23 protein-coding genes and 1 other RNA gene are annotated in these 22,349 nt (G+C 49.4%); 12 read left to right on the forward strand and 12 right to left on the reverse strand.

The features are described from left to right. Nucleotides 1-72: 72 nt before the first annotated feature. Nucleotides 73-687, reverse strand: a complete 615-nt coding sequence (locus J7E85_RS13755; protein WP_215158630.1) for a rhomboid family intramembrane serine protease — start codon at nucleotides 685-687, stop codon at nucleotides 73-75. Nucleotides 688-809: 122 nt separating this feature from the next. On the opposite strand from J7E85_RS13755, the gene tpx reads away from it, so the two are divergent. Beyond that, entirely contained in the window at nucleotides 810-1,328 is a 519-nt protein-coding gene (tpx, locus tag J7E85_RS13760; RefSeq protein ID WP_098748007.1) for a thiol peroxidase, read from the forward strand. Between the two features lie 72 nt (nucleotides 1,329-1,400). Here the strand turns inward: tpx and J7E85_RS13765 are convergent, their stop codons facing one another. The 3 genes from J7E85_RS13765 to J7E85_RS13775 all read right to left on the reverse strand — a co-directional run bounded on the left by J7E85_RS13765 (nucleotide 1,401) and on the right by J7E85_RS13775 (nucleotide 2,977). After that, the gene (locus J7E85_RS13765) at nucleotides 1,401-1,793 is read right to left on the reverse strand and encodes a DUF1499 domain-containing protein (protein ID WP_006211699.1); all 393 of its coding nucleotides are present in this window, start codon (nucleotides 1,791-1,793) and stop codon (nucleotides 1,401-1,403) included. Nucleotides 1,794-1,937: 144 nt separating this feature from the next. Continuing rightward, a non-coding RNA gene (gene ssrS, locus J7E85_RS13770) (6S RNA) lies at nucleotides 1,938-2,129 on the reverse strand. A 44-nt stretch (nucleotides 2,130-2,173) separates the two neighbouring features. After that, nucleotides 2,174-2,977, reverse strand: coding sequence for a YesL family protein (locus tag J7E85_RS13775; RefSeq protein ID WP_215158632.1), 804 nt, complete (start codon nucleotides 2,975-2,977; stop codon nucleotides 2,174-2,176). Nucleotides 2,978-3,165: 188 nt separating this feature from the next. Between J7E85_RS13775 and J7E85_RS13780 the strand changes: the two genes are divergently transcribed. Further along, nucleotides 3,166-3,270: a YjcZ family sporulation protein gene (locus J7E85_RS13780; protein ID WP_215158634.1), complete on the forward strand. Its 105-nt coding sequence runs from the start codon at nucleotides 3,166-3,168 to the stop codon at nucleotides 3,268-3,270. Between the two features lie 187 nt (nucleotides 3,271-3,457). Here J7E85_RS13780 and cshA read toward each other — a convergent pair whose 3' ends face one another. After that, nucleotides 3,458-5,065: a degradosome RNA helicase CshA gene (cshA, locus tag J7E85_RS13785; protein ID WP_215158636.1), complete on the reverse strand. Its 1,608-nt coding sequence runs from the start codon at nucleotides 5,063-5,065 to the stop codon at nucleotides 3,458-3,460. Nucleotides 5,066-5,352: 287 nt separating this feature from the next. On the opposite strand from cshA, the gene J7E85_RS13790 reads away from it, so the two are divergent. From J7E85_RS13790 to J7E85_RS13805, 4 genes are all read left to right on the forward strand, one after another. Beyond that, nucleotides 5,353-6,174 carry a YitT family protein gene (locus J7E85_RS13790; protein ID WP_215158638.1) on the forward strand — a complete coding sequence of 274 codons (822 nt, stop codon included), beginning with the start codon at nucleotides 5,353-5,355 and terminating at the stop codon, nucleotides 6,172-6,174. A 172-nt stretch (nucleotides 6,175-6,346) separates the two neighbouring features. Further along, entirely contained in the window at nucleotides 6,347-6,541 is a 195-nt protein-coding gene (locus J7E85_RS13795; RefSeq protein ID WP_215158641.1) for a hypothetical protein, read from the forward strand. Between the two features lie 387 nt (nucleotides 6,542-6,928). Next, the gene (locus tag J7E85_RS13800; RefSeq protein WP_215158643.1) at nucleotides 6,929-8,116 is read left to right on the forward strand and encodes a putative glycoside hydrolase; all 1,188 of its coding nucleotides are present in this window, start codon (nucleotides 6,929-6,931) and stop codon (nucleotides 8,114-8,116) included. Nucleotides 8,117-8,386: 270 nt separating this feature from the next. Continuing rightward, the gene (locus J7E85_RS13805; protein WP_215158645.1) at nucleotides 8,387-9,763 is read left to right on the forward strand and encodes an MATE family efflux transporter; all 1,377 of its coding nucleotides are present in this window, start codon (nucleotides 8,387-8,389) and stop codon (nucleotides 9,761-9,763) included. Between the two features lie 108 nt (nucleotides 9,764-9,871). On the opposite strand, the gene pfkA is transcribed toward J7E85_RS13805, so the two are convergent. After that, on the reverse strand, nucleotides 9,872-10,843 hold the full coding sequence (pfkA, locus tag J7E85_RS13810; RefSeq protein WP_098748019.1) for a 6-phosphofructokinase: 972 nt from the start codon (nucleotides 10,841-10,843) through the stop codon (nucleotides 9,872-9,874). A 25-nt stretch (nucleotides 10,844-10,868) separates the two neighbouring features. After that, on the reverse strand, nucleotides 10,869-11,948 hold the full coding sequence (locus J7E85_RS13815) for a tetraprenyl-beta-curcumene synthase family protein (protein ID WP_251035704.1): 1,080 nt from the start codon (nucleotides 11,946-11,948) through the stop codon (nucleotides 10,869-10,871). A 243-nt stretch (nucleotides 11,949-12,191) separates the two neighbouring features. Between J7E85_RS13815 and J7E85_RS13820 the strand changes: the two genes are divergently transcribed. Next, nucleotides 12,192-13,382 carry an MFS transporter gene (locus tag J7E85_RS13820; protein ID WP_215158648.1) on the forward strand — a complete coding sequence of 397 codons (1,191 nt, stop codon included), beginning with the start codon at nucleotides 12,192-12,194 and terminating at the stop codon, nucleotides 13,380-13,382. Nucleotides 13,383-13,574: 192 nt separating this feature from the next. Here J7E85_RS13820 and J7E85_RS13825 read toward each other — a convergent pair whose 3' ends face one another. After that, nucleotides 13,575-13,772, reverse strand: a complete 198-nt coding sequence (locus tag J7E85_RS13825; protein ID WP_006211711.1) for a cold shock domain-containing protein — start codon at nucleotides 13,770-13,772, stop codon at nucleotides 13,575-13,577. A gap of 195 nt (nucleotides 13,773-13,967) precedes the next feature. Between J7E85_RS13825 and J7E85_RS13830 the strand changes: the two genes are divergently transcribed. The 5 genes from J7E85_RS13830 to J7E85_RS13850 all read left to right on the forward strand — a co-directional run bounded on the left by J7E85_RS13830 (nucleotide 13,968) and on the right by J7E85_RS13850 (nucleotide 17,893). After that, nucleotides 13,968-14,201 carry a hypothetical protein gene (locus J7E85_RS13830; RefSeq protein ID WP_076325724.1) on the forward strand — a complete coding sequence of 78 codons (234 nt, stop codon included), beginning with the start codon at nucleotides 13,968-13,970 and terminating at the stop codon, nucleotides 14,199-14,201. A gap of 3 nt (nucleotides 14,202-14,204) precedes the next feature. Further along, nucleotides 14,205-14,387, forward strand: a complete 183-nt coding sequence (locus J7E85_RS13835) for a hypothetical protein (RefSeq protein WP_076325723.1) — start codon at nucleotides 14,205-14,207, stop codon at nucleotides 14,385-14,387. Between the two features lie 202 nt (nucleotides 14,388-14,589). Then, the gene (pepF, locus tag J7E85_RS13840; RefSeq protein ID WP_215158650.1) at nucleotides 14,590-16,380 is read left to right on the forward strand and encodes an oligoendopeptidase F; all 1,791 of its coding nucleotides are present in this window, start codon (nucleotides 14,590-14,592) and stop codon (nucleotides 16,378-16,380) included. A gap of 109 nt (nucleotides 16,381-16,489) precedes the next feature. Beyond that, a complete protein-coding gene (locus tag J7E85_RS13845; protein ID WP_215158652.1) occupies nucleotides 16,490-16,819 on the forward strand; it encodes a LapA family protein in 330 nt (109 codons plus the stop codon). 39 nt (nucleotides 16,820-16,858) lie between these two features. Continuing rightward, nucleotides 16,859-17,893: a M42 family metallopeptidase gene (locus J7E85_RS13850; RefSeq protein ID WP_215158655.1), complete on the forward strand. Its 1,035-nt coding sequence runs from the start codon at nucleotides 16,859-16,861 to the stop codon at nucleotides 17,891-17,893. Between the two features lie 186 nt (nucleotides 17,894-18,079). Here J7E85_RS13850 and taeA read toward each other — a convergent pair whose 3' ends face one another. The 4 genes from taeA to J7E85_RS13870 form a co-directional block, all read right to left on the reverse strand. Next, complete coding sequence (gene taeA / locus J7E85_RS13855) at nucleotides 18,080-20,026, reverse strand: ABC-F type ribosomal protection protein TaeA (RefSeq protein WP_215158657.1); 1,947 nt, start codon at nucleotides 20,024-20,026, stop codon at nucleotides 18,080-18,082. A 65-nt stretch (nucleotides 20,027-20,091) separates the two neighbouring features. Next, on the reverse strand, nucleotides 20,092-20,898 hold the full coding sequence (locus tag J7E85_RS13860; RefSeq protein WP_215158659.1) for a DUF92 domain-containing protein: 807 nt from the start codon (nucleotides 20,896-20,898) through the stop codon (nucleotides 20,092-20,094). A gap of 32 nt (nucleotides 20,899-20,930) precedes the next feature. After that, on the reverse strand, nucleotides 20,931-21,554 hold the full coding sequence (locus J7E85_RS13865) for a fumarylacetoacetate hydrolase family protein (RefSeq protein WP_215158661.1): 624 nt from the start codon (nucleotides 21,552-21,554) through the stop codon (nucleotides 20,931-20,933). A 3-nt stretch (nucleotides 21,555-21,557) separates the two neighbouring features. After that, nucleotides 21,558-22,331, reverse strand: a complete 774-nt coding sequence (locus J7E85_RS13870) for a glycerophosphodiester phosphodiesterase (RefSeq protein WP_215158663.1) — start codon at nucleotides 22,329-22,331, stop codon at nucleotides 21,558-21,560. Nucleotides 22,332-22,349: the final 18 nt, after the last annotated feature.

Here is a 22,349-nt window from a genome sequence, read left to right on the forward strand (position 1 = left end):
TTATTCCCTAGAAGACTTGAAGACTTTATCAAATCATCCAATTCTATTATAACAGACCCCTCTAAGGTCCGATTATGTTCGACGTTTAAATAATCGAATCATGAGACCGTAGAGGAAAAATCCGCCTACCAATCCGCCGACATGTGCTACAAGGCTGACCCCTGGGGTAAACGAGAACAGAATCCCCAAAATAAGCAGGGTGAACAGCGTCTTGCGGGACGACTCATCCATGACATGCCGCTGGAACAGGGCGATGTACAAATAAGCGCCATAAGCTCCGTAAATGGCTCCTGACGCGCCTACAAGGAAGGTATAGCTCTCCATGCGCTCATAATAAGCCAATCCGATTACATTACCGAGAACACCGCTGAGCAGATACAGGATGGCAAACTTCCAACTCCCCATGATTCTCTCCAGCGGGGGAACAAATACCAGCAGTGCAAAGCTGTTGAATAATAAATGATCAAATCCGTTATGCAGGAACATCGCCGTAAAGTATCTCCATGCCTGGTCAACGAATTGCGGCAAATCCGACAAAGCTCCATATTTCAGCAGCGTAACCGGATTTCTGGAACCGCCGTCAAAGGAAGTGATCGCAAACATCACCAGGTTGATCACGAGCAGCAGCGATGTAACGGGATAATAACGCAAGTAACTTTTCCAATTTTCATAACGTACGAATATCATAGCATCCTCCTCATCCTAAATCAGGCCAGGGATGCCCCTTAGTGGACATTCCCTTTTTAAAAAGATTATAATGTACCATGAACCTGATCACCAAACTTTGATATCCAAGGAGGAGATTTCTCATGGCTCAAGAACGTTCAGGAGCTGCCACTTTCAAAGGCAATCCTATTACACTCATCGGACCACAGCTCAAGGCTGGTGATGCCGCGCCGGATTTTACAGTGAGCAAAAACCTGCTCGAAGACGCATCTCTTAAGGATTATGCCGGTAAAATCAAGCTAATCAGTGTCGTTCCATCCCTCGACACCGGGGTATGCGACGCACAGACGCGCCGTTTCAACGAAGAAGCCGCTGGTCTGGGCGATGATGTGGTGATCCTTACGATCAGTGCCGACCTTCCGTTCGCCCAAGCTCGCTGGTGCGGAGCTGCAGGCGTTGACCGGGTCATTACACTGTCCGACTATAAATCGCGTTCTTTCGGTGAAGCGTATGGCGTGCTCATTAAGGAATTCCAGCTCGACATGCGTTCGATCTTCGTCGTGGATACTAACGATACCATCACCTATGTAGAATACCTTGGTGAAATGTCGGAGCACCCGAATTACGAAGCCGCGATCGATGCAGTAAAATCTTTGCGGTAACACGCCAAAGGCTACATACACTGCACACTTTTAAAAAGCGGGAGAGCAGCTCTCCCGCTTTTTCTTATTCTACTAAGCATCCACTTTATACTTGCTCAGTTTTTTATCCAGAACCGCGTACAAGTTCAAGATAACCCGATAGTTCGCTCCCAGATCCCCTAGAGAACCGCGGGACGCCGAATACATATCAACTGCGCTGCGAACCGGACTGATGCCAAGCACGGATACGGTAATGTCCAGTGTACGTCCAAACGAGGTTCGTTTCTCGAGCGTGATTTCTCCCACGGATTTAACCTCATGCAAAACTTTGTAACCCGGAATTTTTTTTAGTGTCGAGGAAACCTCTTCAAAACACTTTTCTTTTGAAAGATTGTAATAACGCGTCTTCAGCTTGGGATCTTTAGCACGGTCGCTTGTGCCGTCATAGCTGCGCACGATACCAATTAGAACTCGTTTTAATGACAAAGACCGTTCCTCCTTTATAAATGACCGTTCCATCCATACTCTAGTTTAACATTGTTTATGCTTTCAGCAAACCTTTATATATAGCAAAAAGGCACCTCTTTCACTTCGAATTCGAAATGAAAGAGGTGCCCATTCATTGGTTTAACGAAACCCGCCTATGCCGTCCGGTAAACATTGTCTTCGAACCTGCATTAGCAGGTGGGTGACCGCAGAACCGCTTATGAATTCCCCTTGTCATATAGACAGGGCATTTCAGCCACGATTACGTATAGATCTCCCTAGACATCGTCATTGGTTCAAAACAACGGAAAACCGAAACGAACATCGCAGGATGTAGTCTTATTATAGGGGGTTTTGCCGGAAAAGTAAACCTCGCATTATTAAGGTTTAGATCCATTCTTTCCCTTTTGGGCAGCATCCATGCTTTCCAGAAGAGCTTGTTCGGTTTCAGACTCCTCTTCCTCGGCTTTCTTCATCTTCTCCTGCTGTTCCTGCATTTTGGTAAAGGTAGCATAGAAGTTAAAGAACGCGAACAATGCCATGAGGCAGAACAGGAAGAACACAAACAGCACCGGCATCTGCGTGCCGATATATGCCAAGACAGCGCTTCCGATCAATGTCGAAAATACCCGGAACGGGCGAATCAATGTCAGCAGTACCGCATTTTTCAACAGCTGCAACGTTTTCATCTCATAATGAACCGTCATGGAGAAGAAATTAAACAGGGAGACAAACAGCACGATAAGCAGCACGAGCATCACAATGCCGACAAGCTGGAAACCATCAAGCTGCGTCATATAAACCGTGTAATCCACATACATAATCACGAACAGCAGCGTATAAAAAATGCCACCGATCATGCTCTGCTTGTAATTTTCCTTATAACCCTTAAAAAACGTTTTGAATACGGACACGTCCGGATTGCCCATGACCCACTTACGTACAACGGTAAATAAAGCCGCCGTAGCCGGAAACAGAACAAACGGTGATAATATTCCGAGAACCCAGTTAGACAGCAGCTGCTCATTATGCGCATCCGGTGTCTGAACGGCCATTAGGAATTTGGTCAGAATAATAAACAGGAAAGGCGATGTACAAATAACCCACAAGATGTTCGAAAAAGCAATACGGGTAATCCACTCGGTGAGCTTGTATAAGCCACCCATGGCTCCTTTCATTTCCAAATCCGTTTCCTCCTCACTCAAATCATGCATGTATCTATTAATATACCTTATTTTGTACATGCATTGCCAGAGCCTAATTTATACGCCCCTGGGTGAATGTCCAATCCAGCGCCATCGTTTTTCCATACGATATCTCGTAATCCGTTCAACAAGCTTGAATTTCCAAATTAAAAGAGGAGGGATTATGTATGTCTTGTGAAGGTGGCGGCGGTTACGGCTACGGAGGAAATGTTGGTATTGTCCTGGTTCTTTTCATTCTCCTTGTAATTATTCTCAGCACATTCTATATCTAATGACTCCTTGAATCATTCAGTGAAACAGATCAGCTGTTATTGATCTAAAACTGCAAGTTTAAAGGGGATGCACCCTGGGTGCATCCCCTTTAAACATAAATAAAAGACGAAGCGCGGCTCCACTAGCGTGCAGCTGCTTCGTCTTTTTGTGTTCGGTTACTTCTGTCAAAGGAGTTAGCCGTTAATATTATTCGTCTCCGCTCCGGTTAGGGCGACGTTCGCCGCCGCTGTAGGAACGCGGTTTACGGTCACCGCTATTGTTGCGGTCACGGTTGTAGCCACCGCCTTCGCGGTTGCCATAACTGCTGCCGCCGCCATCACGGTTGTATCCGCCTTTGGAGTAGCCGCCACGGTTACCACCGCTGCCACTTCCGCTTCCACCATCACGGCGATATCCGCCGCCGCTGCTGCGGCCACCATAGCCGCCGCTTGGCTTGCGGCCATTGCGGATGTCCGGCTTCCGGCGTTTTGCGCGGATTGGATCTTCCGGAGTCAAGTGAATATCGGATCCTTCCTTCTTGTCTCCAGTAAGGATTTTCATTGCAGCTGCCAGCAATTGTACGGAATCGTATTGTTCCAGCAATTGAATGGCAAGACCTTTATACTCGGTCAATTCACCTTGCTCAATAATTTCAAGGACACGTTCAGCGATGATACGTTGTTTGCCTTCAATCGCTTCGGCAATCGTTGGCAACGGCTTGCGTGGAATACGGTGACGAGTCACACGCTCGATGAAGTACAGATGATCCATCTCACGAGGAGTTACGAAGGACCAAGCTGTACCTTCTTTACCAGCACGGCCTGTACGTCCAATACGGTGTACATAACTTTCCGGATCTTGCGGCAAGTCAAAGTTCACAACATGGGTAACGCCCGATACGTCGAGACCACGTGCAGCCACATCTGTCGCTACGAGAACATCAATGCTGCCGTCACGGAATTTACGCATAACGGTATCACGTTGATGCTGAGAAAGGTCACCATGGAGACCGTCTGCAGAGTAACCGCGTTTTTGCAGGGCTTCTGCCAGTTCGTCTACCCGGCGCTTCGTGCGTCCGAATACAATCGCAAGCTCAGGCGATTCCATATCCAGAAGGCGGCTCAGCGCTTCAAACTTTTGACGCTCAGGAACTTCAATGTACGCTTGATCAATCAGAGGTGCACTAACGTGCTTAGGAATAACGGATACATGCTCAGGGTCTTTCAGGAACTGAGAAGCCAGTTTCTGAATGTTAGCTGGCATAGTTGCGGAGAACAGCAGTGTTTGACGTTCTTCAGGAACAAGCTTAAGGATCGACTGGATGTCTTCCATGAAGCCCATATCCAGCATTTCATCCGCTTCATCGAGTACAACGGTTTGGACATCATCAAGACGAATGGTTTTTCTGTTGATGTGGTCAAGTAATCGACCTGGTGTACCGATAATAATTTGAGGCTTCTTTTTCAAAGCGCGGATCTGACGACCGATATCCTGTCCACCATAAATAGCCAAGGAACGGATTCCTTTAAAGCGGGACAGTTTGCCGATTTCTTCAGCAACCTGGATGGCAAGTTCACGGGTCGGTGTCATAATGAGAGCGACGATACGTTCCTCTTCCTTGGCGATCTTGTGGATAAGAGGAAGGCCGAATGCTGCTGTCTTACCCGTACCCGTCTGTGCTTGTCCAATCATATCCTTGCCGATAAGAGCAATCGGAATCGATTGGGATTGGATCGGTGTGGCTTCCTCAAAGCCAAGTTCAGTAATTGCTTGCAGCACGCGCGGCTCCAAGCCAAAATCTGCGAAATTTTTCAATAGGTTCATACTCCTTCTATACTGTGGACTTCCACTTTCTTCTCTGTATTCTTAAGTAGTGGTAACGTTTATAGGCTTTCCCGGCCAGCAGGATTTTCTGCACGAGGTGAACCGGTATATTTCTCTTATCACCAGTATGTTGACTGGATAATGTATAATCATCCTGATAAGCTTGCAAAGTTATCAATGTAACGGACTACTCAAGAATATCCAATACATTATATCACAAAACATTTCTGGAATACCAGCAAGCTTAAAGAAGTCATAATAACCGGGAGGTGATTCCTATGTTGAAGCGTCTATGGACCTATTTCGCGATCGTGTTCGGCGGCATCATTATCGCCGGCGGATTTAATTTGTTTCTGATTCCCCATCATCTGCTTAGCGGTGGCGTTTCCGGCGTGGCTATGATTATCGGCTATTTCACGCCGCTAAATATCAGCATCATGTATTTTGTGCTTAATATCCCGATTCTAATAACCGGTTGGTTCAAGCTCGGCAAAAGGTTTGTTGGTCTCAGCGTGCTCTCGGTTATCGTTACTACCCTGTTCCTTGAGTTCATTCCGGTTACTCCGGTTGCAACCGATATGCTGCTCTCCTCCGTTTTCGGCGGCGTGCTTGTCGGATTCGGCACCGGCCTCTCCTTTCGGGTTGGCGGTTCCACCGGGGGCTTTGATATCATCGGCTCCCTCGTTACGAAATATCGGGACTTCCCCGTTGGAAGTGTACTCGTGACGCTGAACGCCATCGTCATTATGGCGGTTGCTTATTTGGAAGACGACTGGAACCTGGCCCTCGCCTCGATGGCTTCCATCTATGTTGCTGGAAAAATGGTGGATATGCTCCACGTCAGTCATATCAAGGTTACCGTCTTTATTGTCACGAACCAGACGGAGGCCCTGCTGGAGAAGCTGCTCAAGCGCCCCCGCGGCATAACCAAGATCAAAACCGAGGGAGCCTTCAGTCATAAAGAAAAGGATATGCTTATGACGGTCACGACGCGATATGAGCTGGCTGAGCTAAAACAAATTATTACAGAAACAGACCCCCTGGCCTTTGTTAATATCGTGGAAACCACGGCTGTCATGGGTCAATTCCGCAAGAACTAAATATTTACCACCTGTGAGGGGTTGGTAAATATGTGGTATAATATTTATGTGCGGTTCCTACAATATTCATGAGATCTGTTTCCCGGGCATCGCTTTGGCCCAATTTTAATTGTTTTTCCGTTTTACAAAAGAACGTCCTGCCTAACCAATTTGGAAGGAAAGGGTGATTTTTATGGAAATGGAAACGGTAAAATTGTCACAAATCGTCATGAAGTGGTTCCCGGAAATGATAGCGTTCTTTAGACAGAAGGAACTAAATTCCATGATTGTTCTAAGGGACGGGCTGAGTATTCTGGAGCAGGAGGATGCTCTTGAAATCATTCAGTTCAGCATTTGCGAGCATCAGAATCAAACGCCGCTTCATTAATTTTAATGCAACACATGAATATCGCACGACAAGTGTCGTTATTCACCGGTAAAATCCACCGGTGAATAACGGCATTTTTTTATGGAGAAATGCAAATTCTATAAGCACGTTGTTCCCCACCATGCAGATAAAGCTGCAAATAAACGCTATCCTCCTTCTTATGCTCATTATTTCCGATGCTAGTCACTTCCCATGTTCATAAGTTGTTCACAGACAGCGCCGAGAAATGTCGATATTTAGCGTTTAAAACACCCTTGACCCGTTTAATGAACTAGGTACGCTTACCCCCGTTTCCAATTTATTGTCGATTGTAACAATCCTGTTCTTTTTGAAGGCATCCGTTCCTTTATAATCATGATGTGAATGTACACAAGGGAGAGAGTAATTATGAATATCATCTTGGCTTTATTCATCTTAGCGTCCGCGGGCTTCGGCGGTTCCAGTCCGCAAGATAACAGCCTTACCGCCAAACTTCGGGCTTCATTAAATACCGCTATGATTCAGGGCATGCACCAAAACAACAACCAAGGTCAGGGCCACAGCGGTATCAAATCAAACACAACAGAGATCGATCCGCAGATTGAAGCGCCTAAAGTCAAGGGCATTTATGTAACGGCTTATAGCGCAGGCGGCTCCAGAATGAATCAACTCGTGGATCTTATGGACAAGACCGATCTCAATGCCATGGTCATTGACATCAAGGACGATGAAGGATACATAACGTACAAAACCGAGAATCCGAAGCTGAAGGAACTCGGTAAATCTCAGCCTTTTATCAAAGACATCAAGCAATTGATGAAGCGGCTGGAGAAACACGATATTTATCCGATCGCCAGAATTGTCGTGTTCAAGGATACGATTCTTGCCAAGAAAAACCCGGAGCTTTCCTTCCGTAAAGGAGACGGCAGCGTCTGGACCAATGGCGGGGGCGACAGCTTCGTGAACCCGTACAGCAAAGAGGTTTGGGATTACAACATCGAAATCGCCAAGGAAGCTGCAAAACTTGGATTCAAGGAAATCCAGTTTGATTATGTCCGTTTTCCGGAGGGCTTCGAGAAACGCGCCGATTCCCTGAAATATACCAAGACGGATCGATCACGCGTGGACGTGGTATCCGACTTTGTACAATATGCCCGGGAAGAACTAGCACCGCTCGGCATACGCGTATCCGTTGACATCTTCGGATATGCTGCTTCGGTACCCGCGGCAGAAGGGATCGGCCAAGACTTCGTCAAAATTTCCAAGAACGTCGACATCATCAGTCCGATGGTATACCCTAGCCATTACACGGCAGGCTGGTTTGGCTCCCCTGTACCGGATAAGGCTCCTTACCAGACCATCAAAGGCTCCATGGAAGCTACCCACAAAAAGCTGGATGAGCTGGGAGATCAAAAACCGATCATTCGGCCTTGGATTCAGGATTTTACCGCGAGTTGGCTCGGAAGCGGAAATTACGCCAAGTACGGCAAAAAGGAAATCGAGGAGCAGATTCGCGCCCTCAAAGATACAAACGTCGATGAGTATTTACTCTGGAATGCTTCCAACCGTTATACGGAAGGCGTCACTCATAAATAATTCAATTATCAGTCGCAAAGGGTCGGCCAACAACAGGGCCGGCCTTTTCTACGTTCAAACCGTTCGGTGAACTCTCTTGACAGCAGATGCTATGATGATGGATAGGACTGGTTTCACCCCTCAATCTTTGAAATTGACGTGCTCCAATTCAACCGCCGGTTGAGTTCTGGCTCGCCGCTCAATAAGCCAGTTATTGTTCCCATCCATAGCAGGACCCTACAATATGGGGACAGCGTCATAAAAACTACAATAAGAAAGGCACAAACGCACATGCAACCGACCACAACAACACGGGGAAAGCTGAAGCAATTCGCGATCATTCTGATCCCTATTCTGATTACGCAGCTAGCCTTATCGGCCATTACTTTTTTTGACACCAACATGTCCGGAAAATTCAGCTCGGCCGACTTGGCAGGCGTAGCTATCGCTACAAGCATTTGGATCCCGGTCCAAACCGGCCTTAGCGGAATTCTAATGGGGATAACCCCCATCGTTTCACAGCTCGTTGGCGGGCGACAGGAAAATAAAGTCGCTTACCAAGTGAACCAGGCGCTCTGGCTGTCCATCTTACTCGCCATCGTCGTACTTGCGATCGGGTATGCCGTTGTACCGGGCATTCTCGGAGCCATGAGCCTGGAGCCGGAAGTTCGGCGGATTGCTTCCCAGTTTCTCGCCGCCATATCGATTGGCATCATCCCGCTGTTCGCATACACCGTGCTCCGCAGCTTTATCGATGCCCTTGGGCAAACTAAAATTTCCATGGTGATCACGCTGATTACCCTGCCGGTGAACGTAAGCTTGAACGCTCTCTTCATTTATGGATTCTGGGGCTTTCCAAGAATGGGAGGCGTAGGTGCCGGCATCGCTTCTGCGATTACATACTGGACTGTTCTCATCATCGCGATCGTAATCATCCATAAAAATCAGCCCTTCTCTTCATTCAGCATCTTCAGGCAGCTTCAAGGTGTTTCCTTGAGCGCATGGAAAAGCCTGTTAAAAATCGGCGTGCCGATCGGGTTCTCCATCTTCCTCGAGACCGCCGTCTTCGCAGCGGTGACGCTGCTTATGAGCAGCTTTGATACGGCGACCATTGCCGCACACCAAGCGGCCCTGAATTTCGCTACGACACTGTATATGCTGCCGTTAAGCATATGCATGAGTCTGACGATCCTTGTAGGCTTCGAGGCCGGCTCTGGACGCATGAAGGATGCCTGGAAGTACGCTAAACTTGGCATTAGCACAGCCGTTATCCTATCGCTGATCACGGCGGTCATCCTGTTTATTGCCGGCAGACAGGTCGCCGGATTATATTCTAACGAGCCTGCAGTCGTGGCGCTGATCCAGCAGTTCCTGCTGTTCGCAATTTTCTTCCAGATCTCGGACGCGATCGCCACGCCGACTCAAGGAGCGCTGCGAGGTTATAAAGACGTGAATGTCGCTTTCATGCTCGCTTTTCTGTCTTTCTGGGTCATTGGCCTGCCTGTAGGATATGTGCTCGCCAACTACACCGATTGGCAAGCCTTCGGCTACTGGATCGGATTAATCACAGGCCTTGCCGTCGGCGCTGCCCTGATGCTTATGCGTCTGGTCAAAGTTCAACGCAAGTACACACGCCAGGTAGATGCTCCATCCCGATCCGTATCCTAAAAGTCTATCGACGTACCTTCTTAAAAAAAGACCGACTCCATGCAGAATGCGTTCTGCAATGAGAGACGGTCTTTTTGCTTATCATCAAAATTAGGCAGCAGCCTAAATTTATTGGGACAATCGCAATGCCAAATCGTAAAGCTCACGGTTAAATTCTTTCTTCGTGTTAACAACCTTGTCAATATCCGTGAGGACCAGCTCGCCCTTGATGATGCCGCATCCTTTATCGGATTGGCCGTCAATCAGACTGCGAACCGCAAAATCGCCAAGACGGCTGGCCAGGTTGCGGTCAAACGGAGTCGGAGCTCCACCGCGCTGGATATGTCCGAGCACCGTTACTCGTGCATCGATTGAGGCATGGCACTCTTTAAGATCACATACGATGTCCTCGCCGCGTCCAACGCCTTCCGCTACGATGATGATACTGTGACGTTTGCCTTTTGCAAAATTCTCGCGCAAGCGGGCTGCCACTTCATCAAGGTTATACTCTACTTCCGGCACCAGAATGGTCTCTGCGCCTGATGCAAGACCTGCATGGAGCGCAATGTCGCCGCAGTGGCGTCCCATAACCTCTACAACGGACGAGCGAGCATGGGAAGACATTGTGTCGCGCAGTTTATTAACGGCGTCTACAACGACGCTAACGGCTGTATCAAAGCCGATCGTATAATCGGTAAAGGAAATATCGTTATCAATCGTTCCTGGAAGGCCCATCGTTTTGATTCCGAGTTTACTGAGCTTGTTTGCCCCATGGTAAGAGCCGTCTCCTCCGATAACGACCAGTCCGTCGATGCCATGCTGATTCAGAATGTCGGCACCTTTCTGCTGCCCTTCCGCCGTCTTGAATTCTTCACAGCGGGCGGAACGGAGGATTGTGCCGCCGCGCTGGATGATATCCCCTACGCTGCGAAGATCCATTTTAATAATATCGTTCTCCAGAAGTCCTTGGTAACCGCGCTGAATCCCATATACTTCAAGACCATAATACATACCGCTGCGTACAACGGCGCGAAGCGCTGCGTTCATCCCTTGGGAATCGCCACCACTTGTAAGAACTGCAATTTTTTTAACCTCTGCCATGTTTCGTTTCCTCCTTCAATGTCACTCATGCTTTATGCTTACGAATCCATCGGCTGTTGACGTAGAAAAAGATCCGGGTCATCGGACTCTTCTTCATCAAACGTTTGGATACGGAGCGAACCAGCTGCTGCTCGCTGACTTTTGGATCGGATAAATATAACGCCAGTAACCCCTCAATGATCATACGATGAAAAGGGGTCGAGGGAATTGTTCTGACATCCTTCCGGGCCCACTCAACTATGGAAGCTATACGGTTCAGCAACGTATCGGCATCTTCGTAATAATTACAAAAGTTCAGATCGCCACCCAGCCTGTCTTCGTCTTGATCAATAAGATAATCCAGCATAATGTGGAGACTGCATACATTCGGAAAATAAGACGCATGAATGGACGATGCATCCTCGTCATCCAGAAACGGATCAGTTGCAGCCAAGAATAGCATGAACACACCCAAGGTTGATCCCGTTGCAGCCGCAAACTCGTTCCACCGCAGATGCGGTGTCCGATGAGCATGCTGGGACCACCATTCAAGCAATGCCGCTTCTCTCTTATCCGGATGGATGTGCTTGTGTACCTGCAAATCGGTATACAACCCAGCCAAATCCCTTATGTAGGGCTTTGCAGCTTCATATCCTGATAATTGACTGATGCAATCCCGGCATTTCTGCACAAGACGGAGAAGGTAACCTCCATCCTCCCTTTCGGTCCGGAGAGCGTAATAATCGGCCGGCTCAGTCTCAGGCGTAACGGCATCCAGCATCGACTGATGGAGCTGTCTGAAATCCGCTGGATCCAGCGAAGTACTGCGGTCACATAAATTATCGAGATAATCGCTAATTGTCTGGTAAGCTACAATCAATGGAATGAGAATATGCTTCTCCGGCAGATTGGCTGCGGCATACACCGCACCGCCCTGGCAGTGAAATCTTTTGTTATCTATACTGGCCAGTGCCTGCTTTCGTAGCTCCTCATCCGGAATTTGCTCAGCCTCCCGGCGCCACTTCTCCAATTCGATCCGCACTTCCGGAAGTATGAATTTATACACCCGGCTCATCAGCCCGACCGGACTGCGCGGAACTTTACGGCTTAGCTCTTGATTATTCAATGAACTCTGCCTCCACATGGTTGTCTTTTTATACCTATCCAAATCAAACCTATTATAATATGATCGTTCATTTTGCACAAATAACACAAATCATTGACGGCGTATGGTAGTTGAACGCGTCCTATAATCCATCTATCTCCATCCTGCGATATGTTATATACTAGTCGGAGCTGAATAACAGACCATGAACCTCACAAATAGCGTTATCTATACGGGCTCATGAAAAGAACGGAGATCCCCAGCATGAAACTTCCCGCTACGCCCAGACCGGATCAGAATTGGCTGCGCGCCTTTATGTTTACGATTTTTGGCACGACAGCCCTCGTCATTTCCTATTTCCCGCTATATTTCAAAGAAATCGGCTTCAGCAGCGCGCAGATCGGTTATCTGTATGCCATCGGCCCGCTTATATCCATGTTCTCCAATATGATGTGGAGTTACACGAGCGACAAATACCGGACCATCAAACGGATCATGAACATTCTGATTATTGGACAGCTTGTCACGATGCTTGTGTTGTGGCAGGTTGCAAGCTTCGGCGTTGTATTGTTTACGATCAGTCTGTTTTATTTTTTCTACTATCCGGTCTATCCCCTGGCGGATACGATGGCCATCCAAACGGCACAGAGGTACGGACGCAGCTTTACCGTCATTCGCGTATTCGGCTCACTCGGCTATGCGTTCTTCGCGCTTGCCATTGGATATGCCATCGGTGCTGCAGGCGCATCGGCCACACTCGCGATCGGCATTGGAATCGGCGTGTTCACACTGCTCTGCTCGTTTCTTCTCCGCGACGGAGTTGCTGTCAAGTCAGAGCCTGTTGAGTTGGGAGCCCTCCTCAAAATATTGCGTTCCAAAGAAATATTGTGGTTCTTCGGCTGCACGTTCTGCCTTGCCATCGCCCACCGTATGAATGAAGCCTTTCTTACGCTTACCTTATCCGAGCTCGGTGCGGGCGAAGGACTCATCGGCTGGTCCTTAATGGTCTCGGCTGGCAGCGAGATCCCGATTTTCTTCCTGCTGAGCAAGTATGGCGACAAGATGAAGGAGCTGCCGCTGCTGACCTTTGCAAGCCTAATGTTTGCGCTCCGTTTCCTGCTCATGGCCCTTGCAGCTGATCCGTTGTCCGTGCTCGCCGTTCAGTCGCTTCACAGCATTACCTTCGGCGTGTTCTATGTAACCGCCGTGCGTTATATTACAAGGATCATTCCTTGGCAGTACCGCGCGACCGGCATGGCTCTATTCATTATCTTCTGGTCAAGCGTTTCAGGACTTCTCAGCGGAGCCTTCGGCGGTTTGCTGTTCGAAGCGGCAGGAAGACCGGCCTTCTACCAGCTTGCAGCCCTCCTGGCCTTTATCGCTGGTCTCGGGTTTCTTTACCGGCACCTCTTTGCCAAGCCGGAGGATATGAATGTCGGCGGAATTAGCGCTTAGAGGATCCGCTTGGATTTTTCTCGCTTGCTCCAAAACAATAAAGGCAAGTACGGACCAATAATCCATCCGTACTTGCCCTTGTGCTGATGCGATAGCTTGACCCATCAGAATACAAAAAAGCACAGTTCTCAAAACCGAGAACTGTGCTTCCTGCCTTGGTAATTCTATAAGATCTCCGTATTGGGAGCTAACTTACAGTTTTGTTACGTTGGCTGCTTGAGGACCACGGTTACCTTCAGTGATGTCGAACTCAACCGCTTGACCTTCTTCCAAACTCTTGAAGCCTTCTTCTTGAATTGCGGAGAAGTGTACGAATACATCCTCGCCACCTTCAACGGAAATGAAGCCGTAACCTTTTTCTGCGTTAAACCATTTAACTGTACCTTTCAAATGAACAACCTCCTAAAAATACCGCCATCTATGGCGAATATCCATATTATATCCCATGTTTTCTGACAATGCAATCCGTCAATTCGCCCTAAGGGGCTTTTTTCGAACCACTATTTAACAGAAGATTATTTGCTTTTACGCCCACGAGTGCGTTATCATTTACCCAAAAGCCTAAGTAGCAAACGGAGAATGCATATGATCAAAAAACATGAAATATACAAAAAAGACAAGTGGAACATGATGACGGTTGAAGTTCAGGGCCGGTACATCGTTCTACGCGAAATTTCTGACCAGTGGGGCGAAGAGACCCATACCTTTATGAGTCGGCCAGCCTTGATGCACTGGGCTCAAAACCGTTTCCCCAAAGCAGATTTTGAAGGCCGGGAAGATGAGTGGAGAGAAATGATGGCTGCTTTTAAGCAGGTGTAGAGCATGGATTATACGAATATTGTCATCTTCATTATTCTCGCGTTCAGTCTCGGTGCCGTCATGATCATGTACCGGGATAAGATACCGCCAAGACTGAGGAAGGGGATGGCCCTGATTGCCGTCGCCTTCATCTTGTTTGCCTTTTACCTTATTGTATACAGTTTCTTGAATCCGGGTTCCTCGTAAATTTATAGGATGAAATTGGCGGGTACGCGGCATACTATCGCTCGGATGCTTCAATTCGAGGAGGTATTATGCCATGAGAGGCGCCAAGGTGCTCAGCATGACAATTGCAATCTGCCTGATCGCTCTATCAACTACCCGCAACGAAGTCTTATCTGAAGGAACCCGGACTCCAACTAATACATATCATTCAAGGAGGATTTCCATGGAACAATTGTTAAAACGCGCTGATGTCCCTAAAGAGCATCAATGGAAGCTTGAAGATTTATTCGCTGACCAGAAGGCATGGGATGCGAGCTTTGCGGAGCTGAAGAATCTTCTGAAACGCACAGCCGATTATCAAGGCAAGTTAACCAACGCGGCTTCCATCAAGGAATGCTTCGAGCTTGAAGACGAAATCTCATATCATGCCGAACGTTTATATGTATATGCTCATATGCATCATGATGAGGATACAGCAAATCCTACATATCAGGCGCTATCTGCCAAAGCCAAAAAATTGAATGTCGAAGCCGGAGAAGCCCTCTCCTTCATCACGCCGGAAATTCTGTCCTTGTCCGAAGCGGAGATTGACAAACTGATTGAAGACCCTTCCCTCAAGGAATTCAAATTTACGCTGTCCGAGATGAAACGGGAGAAAGCGCATGTTCTGTCCAAGACCGAAGAAGCACTGCTGGCTCAAGTCGGCAACCTTTCCTCTGCGCCACAAACCATTTTTGGTATGCTTAACAATGCGGATATGAAATTCCCGAAAATCAAAAACGAAGACGGCAAGGAAGTCGAGCTCACGCACGGCAACTATATTCAATTCCTGGAGAGCCCGAACCGCGAAGTTCGCGAGCGTGCTTTCAAAGCCGTGTACGAAACCTATGGCAAGCAGAAAAACACGATTGCGGCTACGCTGAATGCCAATGTAAACAAAAATATGTTCTATTCCCGCGTACGCAAGTACCCTTCCGTCCTGGAAATGGCGCTCTATGGCGATAACATTCCGGAGGAAGTCTACACCAACCTGATCGACACCATTCACGAGAGCCTGCCGCTCCTCCACCGGTACATGGAACTCCGCAAGAAGCTGCTGGGCGTGGATGAGCTTCACATGTACGATTTGTTCGCACCGCTCGTAGAAGAGTACAAGTGGGACATCACTTACGAAGAAGCAAAGCAAATGACCAAGGAAGGCCTTACGCCGCTTGGTGAAGATTATCTCAGCAGCCTGCAAGCCGGATATGACAACGGCTGGATCGATGTATATGAGAATGAGAACAAACGGACCGGCGCATACAGCTGGGGCGCTTACGGCACCCATCCTTATGTGCTGCTGAATCATAAAGATAACCTGAACAGCATGTTTACCCTTGCTCATGAGATGGGTCATGCGCTTCACTCTTACTATTCCGACAACGCCCTGAAATACCGTGATGCCCAGTACACCATCTTCCTGGCTGAAGTGGCATCCACCACGAACGAAGCGTTGTTGATGGATTACTTGCTGAAAAACGCCAAGGATCCGAAGCAAAAAATGTACCTGCTCACCTACTATGCCGATCAATTCCGGACCACGGTATTCCGTCAAACGATGTTTGCCGAGTTCGAGAAGATTGTGCACGAACGCGCGGAGAGCGGCGAATCCCTGACTCCTCAAGATCTATCCGACATCTATTATGAGCTGAACGTGAAATATCACGGCAAAGGCATGCAGGTGGATAAGGAGATCGGCATGGAATGGGCACGGATTCCTCATTTCTACAACAGCTTCTATGTGTACAAATACGCGACTGGCTTCTCGGCTGCGACCAGCTTCTCCAAGCAAATCCTTGAGGAAGGCCAGCCTGCCGTTGACCGCTACCTCGGCTTCCTGAAGAGCGGCGGCAGCGATTACTCCATTAACATTCTCAAGAAGGCCGGCGTGGATATGTCCTCACCAGAGCCGATTCGTGAAGCGATGAGCGTGTTTGAAGACATCATCAGCCAAATGGAGCAATTGACGAAATAAACAGCCTCTATTGCAGGATGAGCGATTCTTAAATTGACCAGTGGAATAAAATCCCTTGCCCTATACAGGCAAGGGATTTTATACTGTTTGGAGGAAGGAGGTGTTCCCCATGAAAATTCAATGGTCGCTAATCGCAGCCTTATTGTTTGCCCTGATTACGGCTGTATTCGCCGTCATCAACGTCAATCCGGTCGAAGTAAATCTGTTATTCAGCACAGTCAATGTACCGCTGATTCTGCTGATTATCGGGTGCTCACTGATCGGGGGACTGATTGTCGGCACGTTCGGCATTTACCGTCAATATCAAATGCAGAAGGAAATCCGTTCGTTAGCGGAGCAACTTATACATATCCGTGAAGTAACGGGATACACCCCTGAAGTACAAGCTGCCGAAGAGGAGAGCAAGAAAGAAGAGAAGGACGCCCCCGCCGCTGAATAGGGAGGGCTGTTCATTTGAAACAAGGAGGCTTAACAATTCGTGTCGATACAACCGAATGAAACTTATGTGCTGGACCTGTTAAAAGAACTGCTCGATACACCGAGCCCTACCGGCTATACCCAAGACATTATGAAGCGGATCGAACAGGAAGCCGCTTCGCTGAATGTCTCGCTGGAATGGAATGAAAAAGGCGGTGCCATCCTGTCCGTTCCTGGACAAGACGGCAGCCGTACAGTTGGACTGAGCGCCCATGTGGACACGCTTGGCGCGATGGTTCGTGCCGTGAAATCAGAGGGCACACTCCGGCTTACCTCCGTTGGCGGATACATGATGAACAGCATTGAGAATGAATACTGCATCATCCACACTCGCAGCGGCAAGAAATATACAGGCACCATCCTGTCCACGCATCCTTCCGTTCACGTGTACAGCGATGCACGTGATTTCAAGCGCCAGGAAGCCCATATGGAGGTCCGGATCGACGAGCTGGTGGAGTCGGCCGATGATGTGAAGAAACTCGGCATTGGGGTTGGAGATTTTGTTTCCTTTGATGCTCGTCCGGTCATTACGCCAAGCGGGTACATCAAATCGCGCCATCTGGATGACAAAGCCAGCGTTGCCGCCCTCTTCGGCTTGCTCGAAAGTATGAAGCGGGATAACTGGAAACCTAAGCAGAATGTGAAGCTTCTCATCTCGAACTATGAAGAAGTGGGACATGGCGCAGCCTACATTCCTGCCGACATCAATGAAATGATTGCGGTTGATATGGGCTGCATCGGCGATGACCTGAGCTGCAAGGAAACCGATGTATCCATCTGCGCGAAGGATTCATCCGGTCCCTATGACTATGACATGACCAGCCGTTTGATCCAGCTGGCCGAGAGCGAAGGCGTTGCTTATGCGGTGGATGTCTACCCTCATTACGGCTCTGACGCTTCTGCGGCGCTTTCCGCGGGCAGCAACATCAAGGCCGCGCTGATCGGTCCCGGCGTTCATGCATCCCATGCCATGGAAAGAACGCATAAACAAGCCGTTCTTAACACCGTTAAGCTGCTGGCAGCCTACGTAAGGTAAATCATTCATAAACAATGTCTATTTACGGACTTTCATAGAGGACCCGTCCATGTTTAGAGGATGTTGTTCTTACGAATCTCACAATGTTCCCGCTTCGCTGAAACCTTAATCTAACAAAGGGGCGTCCCGCCAAGGCATTATGCCTGGGGACGCCCCTTTGTTAGTGATATGGATCGCTTAGAATCATTACGATTTCTTGCTCTGTTCAATCTTCTCCGCGAGCTCGTTTAGATAGGTCCAGCGTTCCATCAGATGCTCAAGCTCACGTTCCGTTTCCTCTTGAGCCTTCATCAGCTCCTGAAGCCTGGCTGCATCGCTGCCGGCGGTCTCCATCTCCGATTGAATGGATGCCAGCTTGCTCTCTGCTGCTTCAATGAGACCGTCAATCTGCTCATACTCCCGCTGTTCTTTGTAACTGAATTTCAAGCGCTCTCGCGGTGCTTCTTTAGCTGAATCGCTATTCGTGCCATCATTGGTCCCCGAAACAGACTTGGAACTGGATGCTTCCGCCTTATTCCCGGCAGCTTCACCACCATGGCGCTGCATCCATTCCGCATATTCGCTGTAGGAGCCGACATGGACATGGATCTCTCCGTTGCCCTCAAACGCCATAATCTTGTCTACCGTTCGATCCAGGAAAAAGCGATCATGGGATACCACGATACAGACGCCCGGGAACTCATCCAAATACTGCTCCAAGACGGACAATGTCTGGATGTCCAAATCATTCGTCGGTTCATCCAGCAGCAGCACATTCGGTGCGCTCATCAGCACCCGGAGCAGATACAACCGTCGCTTCTCGCCTCCGGACAGCTTCGCAATCGGCGTCCACTGCAGCGCGGGCGGGAACAGGAACCGCTCCAGCATCTGGGCCGCGGTAATCGCCGAGCCGTCCGCCGTGCGGATAACCTCTGCTTCATCCTTGATATACTCAATCACGCGCTGACTACCATCCATCTCCTGATGCTCCTGTGTGAAATAACCGAGCTTAACCGTCGGTCCCAGCACGACTTCCCCGCCATCTGGCTGAATGAGCCCGGCAATCAGATTGAGCAGCGTGGATTTGCCGCTGCCGTTGGGGCCTACGATGCCAATTCGATCTTCGGGAACGGCGATGTAGGAAAGGTCCTGAATTAACGTTTTGTCGTCGATCTTCTTCCGGAGACCTTCGATCTCCAGAATTTTGCGTCCCAAGCGGGTGGAAGCGACTGAGACGTCAAGCTCACCAGAGCTGTGCACCATTTCCTGATCCTTGAGTTTCTCAAAGCGCTCAATTCTCGCCTTCTGCTTGGTCGTACGGGCCTTGGCACCTCTGCGAATCCAGGCAAGCTCGCTCCGCAGCAAATTCTGACGCTTTTGCTCGGAAGCAGCCTCGCGCTCCTCGCGTTCTGCCTTCAGCTCCAGAAAACGGCTGTAATTCGCCTCATATCGGAACAACCGTCCATGATCCAGCTCCAGCATGACATTCGCCACCCGGTCCAGAAAATACCGGTCATGCGTAATCATGAGCAGCGCACCGCGGCGCTTCTGCAAATACTGCTCCAGCCAGGCGACGGATTCATTATCAATATGGTTTGTCGGCTCGTCCAAAATGAGCAAATCGGAAGGCTGAATCAAAGCGGCGGCTAATGCCACTCGCTTACGCTGGCCGCCCGACAGCGTACCCATCTTCGCTTCATAATTCCGAATCCCCAGCTTGGACAGAATGGTTTTCGCATCGCTTTCAAGCTGCCACGCCTGCAGTGTATCCAGCGTCTGATTGAGCTTCAGCAGTTTCTGCTGCAGCTCCTCATGACTCGGATGCAGCTCCAGCAGTTCCATCGTTTCGGTGTACTCCCGCACCGCCTTCATCTCCGGAAGATCGCCCTCAAACACCTGCTGCAGGACGGTTTTGTCCGGATCAAACTCCGGGTTCTGTGCCAGGTAACGCACCCGGATGCGATTGCCCATCGATATTTTACCGGAGTCGGGCGGCTCGAGCCCTGCAATGACGCGCATAAACGTGGATTTCCCCGTGCCGTTAACGCCGATAATGCCGACTTTATCCTGATCCTCCATTCCGAAGGACGCATCTTGAAACAGAATTTTATCTCCATAGCTTTTTGTTACCTGTTCGACGGTCAAAATATTCATTGTTATGATCCCTACTTACATCTATAGATTTCGTTGAGCGTTGTTTCATCGGTAAGATGGATACATTATAACGCAATCAGCACTGCAATCCCATAAGCTGCCGCGCCGCCGAGAAGTGAACTGATCAGATTAACTGCATCGTTGGACATCCAGGTATATCCGCGCATGCGCACCGTATCTTGGCCGCAGTGTTGAGATACTTCCACTGATTTGCCGCATGCAGGGCAGCGATACATCACTTGTAAAGTCGCGCCGAGGTACGAATCGGCAAAAGCTCCAACCAATCCGCCCGCAAGGGCTGCCAGGACATACGGCCATATCGCTGCATCCATGCCGCTCCATCCGGCAAGTAGCCATCCGCCTGCCCCAATCAGTATGCTTCCCACCGCTGCAGCCGTGGAGCCGACCCAGGAGACGCCGCCGGATTCGCCGGCGGTCAACACCTTGCCGTTCAGCATGGAGCGCGGAGGCTTCCGGCTAAGGCTGCCTAACTCCGTAGCCCAGGTATCCGCCGTTACCGTAGCCATAACACCTATAAACAGGAATACCCACAGCTCGGACGGGAACCATGCGTTTAACAGACACAGCACCATACCGATGCCGCCATTGGCGAATACCTGACCTGCATCCCGCCGCCCTGTCTTGGCATAGGATTTCTCCAGGTCGGCCTTCCGCTGTTTCCCGTACCGGGAGAGCAGTGTGGACGTTATGAAAAAAAGAAGCAGGGTTCCGAACCAAAACACGTTCCCTGCTCCGTAATATATGGTACCCATCAGAATAGCGGCTGCGGCTCCGGATTCCGATAGCGATCGTTTCCTGTATGCGGCTCCTGCCACGATAAGGGCACCTGCCGCTCCGATCAGCCAATCCATCTGTGACCCCTCCCATGATAAAGCATATCAGATTACCCGATTTCGCAGCGACCCAGACGGACATCTCCCCAGAACAACTCGAACACGTCACCGGTTTCCGTCGGTCCTACGCCAGCCGGCGTACCCGTGAAGATTATGTCGCCTTGGCCAAGGCCATAATGTTCGCCGATGTAATCGATGATGCGCTGAAGGGAGAAGATCATATCCTTCACATTCCCACGCTGTACCTCTTCGCCGTTCTTCCTTACGATAAAATCATTGTCCACCAGCTTCGCGGTTCCGGGAAACGCTATGGATGGCGTAAGCGGCGCGGAAGATTTAAACGCTTTTGCCGCCGTCCAAGGATGTCCCTTCTCCTTAATGACCGACTGTACGTCACGCAGCGTGAAATCGATGCCAAGAGCCATCGTTTTTACAAGCTCGTCAACACTTTTGCCTGGCGCATAATCCTCCGCGAGCTGTATAACAAGCTCACCTTCAAAATGAAGACTGCCGCGGTCCATCGGCAGCTTCAGCACGCTGCCATCCAGCGGAACGACGGCATGCGAGGGTTTAAGGAAAATCATCGGCTCTTCTGGTACGGCATTGCCGAGCTCCGCCGCATGCAGTTGATAATTACGACCTACACAATAAACGTTATTCACTAAGGCACACATATATTAAAACCTCCATTTTCTTCGCCAGAATGGAACTTTAGGTGCAATTTTATGGATAAAAATCTGCCCCCATGTATCGGGGCGGTTCGTACAGATCATGATGGAGGGATTCATTCTGGCCAGCGATCTCATGCTCTTCGCATCATCCACCGTCCAGGCCATCGGCGTAATGCCATTCTTCACCAAATCCGACGCGAAGGCCGCATCCAGATGGGAGTAGCCGATGGATAAAAAGGAGCATTTCATTTGCTTCAGGCGTGCTACCAAATTACGAGGATGCGCATCAATAATAAGTCCGGTTCTCACATCTGGTTCCAATTCCTTCGCTTTCATCAAGGCTTTCGGCTCAAAGGAAGTAAGCACTACATCCGGAAGCATCCGGTGGGCATGAATCCGTTCCAGAACGGCCTTCTCAAGGCCGGGATACATATCTCCGCTCGTTTTGAGTTCGATATTAAGTTTCAATCGACCTTTGACAAGCTGCAGGACTTCATTGAGCGATGGAACTTGCTCTCCCCTGAATTGGCGTCCCTTCCATTCCCCGGCGTCCATCCTCCGGATTTGCTGCCAGGTCAGATCCTTCACCTTGCCCTTCCCGGTCGTCGTACGATCCACGCTGAAGTCATGTATCACTACAGGGACCCCGTCCTGAGTCAATTGCACATCAATTTCCATCCAATGCACGAAGGGCTCATCCATCGCCATCTGAATGGCTGCGCGCGTATTTTCAGGTGCTTTACCGGAAAACCCCCGGTGAGCCACACATAAATTGTTCATGGTGGGACCTCCTTGATG

It is taken from the genome of Paenibacillus sp. ISL-20, assembly GCF_018613005.1.
Taxonomy (GTDB): domain Bacteria; phylum Bacillota; class Bacilli; order Paenibacillales; family Paenibacillaceae; genus Paenibacillus_AQ.